This window comes from Microbacterium sp. (assembly GCF_039812165.1).
Taxonomy (GTDB): Bacteria; Actinomycetota; Actinomycetes; order Actinomycetales; family Microbacteriaceae; genus Microbacterium.
On record NZ_JBDIAB010000244.1, the window covers coordinates 1 to 3893 of the forward strand.

The following is a 3893-nucleotide window of genomic DNA, read 5'->3' on the forward strand; positions in this document are numbered from 1 at the left end:
GTCACGTGCTCGTCGGCGACGTCGAGCGCGCGGTCGATGACGTCGAGGCCGCGCACGAGGTCGTCCTCCGGGATCACGAGCGGCGGTGCGACGTGCACGCGGTTGAAGTGCGTGAACGGCCACACGCCGGCCTTCTTGCACGCCGCGGCGAACGCGGTGACGGGCGCGGCGGCCGCCCCGCTCGCGTTGAACGGCACGAGCGGCTCGCGGGTCTCGCGGTCCTTGACGAGCTCGATCGCCCAGAACAGGCCCATGCCGCGCACGTCGCCCACGGACGGATGCCGCTCCTTCAGCTGCTGCAGACGCGGCCCGACGACGCGGTCGCCGAGGTCGCGCACGCGCTGCAGGATGCCGTCGCGCTCGAACACCTCGAACGTGGCGACGCCCGGCGCGCACGCCAGCGGGTGCCCGGAGTAGGTGAGGCCGCCGGGGAAGGCGACGGTGTCGAAGTGCGCCGCGACGCGGTCGGAGATGACGACGCCGCCCAGCGGCACGTAGCCCGAGTTGACGCCCTTCGCGAAGGTGATGAGGTCGGGCGCCACGTCGAACGCCTGGAACGCGAACCACTGCCCCACCCGGCCGAAGCCGACCATGACCTCGTCGGCGATCCACAGGATGCCGTAGCGGTCGCACAGCTCGCGCACGCCCTGCAGGTAGCCCGGCGGCGGGACGAGCACCCCGTTGGTGCCCACGATCGTCTCCATGATGATCGCGGCGATCGTCGACGCGCCCTGCAGCACGATCGTCTGCTCGAGGTGCTCGAGCGCCCGCGCGGTCTCCTCCTCGGGGCTCGACGAGTGGAACGGCGAACGGTACGGGTAGGGCCCGAAGAAGTGCGCGACCGAGCCGTCGCCGGGCTCGTTCGCCCAGCGGCGGGGGTCGCCCGTGAGCGTGATCGCCGTCGTGGTGTTGCCGTGGTAGCTGCGGTACGCCGACAGCACGGTGCGGCGGCCGGTGACGGCCCGCGCCATGCGGACGGCGTTCTCGTTGGCATCCGCCCCGCCGTTGGTGAAGAACACCTTCTCGAACCCGTCGGGGGCGACCTCGGCGATACGACGGGCGAGCTCGCCGCGCACGTCGCTGGCCATCGCGGGCTGGATCGTCGCGAGCCGGCCGGCCTGCTGCTGGATGGCGGCGACGAGGTCGGGATGCTGGTGCCCGAGGTTGAGGTTCACGAGCTGCGACGAGAAGTCGAGGTAGGCGTTGCCCGCGTAGTCCCAGAAGGTCGCCCCCTCGCCGGCGGCGATCGGGAGCGGGTCGATGAGGGCCTGCGCGCTCCACGAGTGGAAGACGTGCGCGCGGTCGTCGGCGCGCACGCGCGCGTCGGTGTCGAGATCGGGCAGGGTGCCGGTGCGGACGGGCTCGGTGAGGATGTCGGTCATGATGGCTCCGATCTGCGGGTCAGTGGTTGCTCGGGAAGCCGAGGTCGATCTGCGACGGCGTGTGGCCGGGCCAGCGGCTCGTGACCACCTTGGTCCGAGTGTAGAAGTGGATCGACTCCGGGCCGTAGATGTGCGAGTCGCCGAACAGGGAGTCCCGCCAGCCGCCGAACGAGTAGGCGCCCACCGGGACGGGGATCGGCACGTTGACCCCGACCATGCCGACCTCGATGTCGAACTCGAACTGGCGGGCCGTGCCGCCGTCGCGCGTGAAGATCGCGGTGCCGTTCGCGTACCGGTTGGCGTTGACGAGCTCGACCGCCTCGGCGTAGCTCGACACGCGCACGACGGCCAGCACCGGGCCGAAGATCTCGTCGTCGTACACCTTCATGCCGGGGCGCACGCCGTCGACGAGGCTGACCCCGAGGAAGAAGCCGTCGGAGTCGAACGCCTTCGCCGTGCCGTCCACCACGACGGTGGCGCCCTCGGCCGCGGCGCCCGCGACGTACGAGGCGACCTTGTCGCGGTGCTCGCGCGTGATGAGCGGGCCCATCTCCGACTCCGGGTCGGTGCCGGGGCCGATCCGCAGGCCCTCGACGCGCTCGGCGACCTTCGCGATGAGCGCGTCGGCGGTCTCGTCGCCCACCGCGACCAGCACCGACACGGCCATGCAGCGCTCGCCGGCCGAGCCGTACGCGGCCGAGACGGCGGCGTTGGCGGCGCCGTCGAGGTCGGCGTCCGGCATGACGACCATGTGGTTCTTCGCCCCGCCGAGCGCCTGCACGCGCTTGCCGTTCGCGCTCGCGCGCTGGTAGATCGAGCGGGCGATCGGCGTCGAGCCGACGAAGCTCACCGCGCGCACGTCGGGGGAGTCGAGGATCGCGTCGACGGCGACCTTGTCGCCGTGCACGACGTTCAGCACGCCGGCGGGCAGGCCCGCCTCCTCGTACAGGCGCGCCAGCGTCACCGCGGCGCTCGGGTCCTTCTCGCTCGGCTTGAGCACGACGGTGTTGCCGCACGCGATGGCGGATGCCGTCATCCACAGCGGCACCATCACCGGGAAGTTGAAGGGGGTGATCGCCCCGACCACGCCGACCGGTTGACGGAGCGAGTGCACGTCGACGCCGCGCGACACCTGCTCGGAGTGCTCGCCCTTGAGGAGGTGCACGAGGCCGGCGGCGAACTCGACGTTCTCGATGCCGCGGCTGATCTCGCCGGCGGCGTCGGACAGCACCTTGCCGTGCTCGCTCGTGACGATCGCGGCCAGCTCGTCGCGCCGCTCGGCGAGCAGGTGGCGCAGCCGGAAGAACACGTCGGCGCGTCGGATCAGGCCGGTCGCCCGCCACGCGGGGAGCGCGGCCTTGGCCGCGGCGATCGCCTCGTCGACCTCGGCGGTCGTGGCCAGGGCCACGTCGCTGCGGTGCTCGCCCGTGGCCGGGTCGTACACGGCCCCGGTGCGCTCGGCGGCACCCGCCTCGTGGCCGGCGATGTGGTGGCGGATGAGGGGCATGGGGGCTTCCTTTCCCGGCTGCGGCGATGCTTGGGATGCGGCCCGGACAGAGCGACCGGACGGCGTCTAAGCTGACTTCATCCCAGTGTTTCAAAGGAGCGGGGCGCGCATCGATGGCTGAACGTCGCGAATCCGGCCCATTCCGGACAGATCGTCCGGAGCGGCTGGCGACCGGTGAAGGTCTGCCGACCGTGCGCGAGGTGCTGGCGCTCGACGCGCTCGTGACCGGCCTGCCGGAGGTGATCGTCGGCGGCGCCGCACTCGACGCGCGCGTGCGCTGGGTGCACGTCTCCGACAGCGCCGGGGTGGCGCGGCTGCTCGACGGCGGCGAGCTGCTGATGTCGACCGGCTCGGACTGGCCGGACGACCCTGCCGAGCTGGCCGCGTTCGTCGCGAGCCTCGTCGAGGCGGGTCTCGCGGGCATCGTGCTCGAGCTCGTCGCGCGCTACCGGTACGTGCCGGCCGTCGTCGTGCAGGCCGCACGCGCCGGCGGGCTCGCCCTCGTGGCGCTGCACCGCGAGGTGAAGTTCGTCGCGGTCACCGAGACCGTGCACAGCCGCATCATCTCGGAGCAGACCGCGGCCCTGCGGGCCCGCGACGAGGTGCGCGAGCGCTTCACCGCCCTGGCGCTGCGCGGCTCGCCGGCAGACTTCGTCGTGCACCAGCTCGCGCAGACCCTCGGGGCGCCGGTCGTGCTCGAGAACCTCGCGCACGAGGTGGTCGCCGCCGAGGTGCCGCCCGACCTCGAGGAGGAGCTGTTCGACACGTGGGAGCGGCGCTCGCGCGAGGCGCACCGGGCGGCGGGGAGGGCGGGCGGCGCGGAGCGGTCCGGTGAGCCGCTCGACGCGGACGCCTGGCTGATCGTGCCGGTCGAGGCCCGCGGCATCCGCTGGGGTCATCTCGTCGCACTGCCCGGCCCCGCCCACCCGGCCGGCCGCGCCGGCGTGCTGGAGCAGGGCGCGATCGCCCTGGCGCTGGGCCGGCTCGCCGACGGCGACGCCGAC

The 3893-nt window shown here is 73.0% G+C and carries 3 protein-coding genes; 1 reads left to right on the plus strand and 2 read right to left on the minus strand.

Going from position 1 to position 3893, the window contains the following annotated elements; all coding sequences use genetic code 11:
• Both WML84_RS13625 and WML84_RS13630 read right to left on the minus strand, forming a co-directional pair.
• Nucleotides 1-1382: aspartate aminotransferase family protein (locus tag WML84_RS13625; RefSeq protein ID WP_347346679.1), on the minus strand; the 1382-nt coding region annotated here is incomplete at its 3' end.
• Between the two features lie 19 nt (nucleotides 1383-1401).
• The gene (locus WML84_RS13630) at nucleotides 1402-2889 is read right to left on the minus strand and encodes a CoA-acylating methylmalonate-semialdehyde dehydrogenase (protein WP_347346680.1); all 1488 of its coding nucleotides are present in this window, start codon (nucleotides 2887-2889) and stop codon (nucleotides 1402-1404) included.
• A 191-nt stretch (nucleotides 2890-3080) separates the two neighbouring features.
• Here WML84_RS13630 and WML84_RS13635 point away from each other — a divergent pair.
• Nucleotides 3081-3893 (plus strand): PucR family transcriptional regulator ligand-binding domain-containing protein (locus WML84_RS13635; RefSeq protein ID WP_347346681.1); only part of this gene is annotated, 813 nt, incomplete at its 3' end.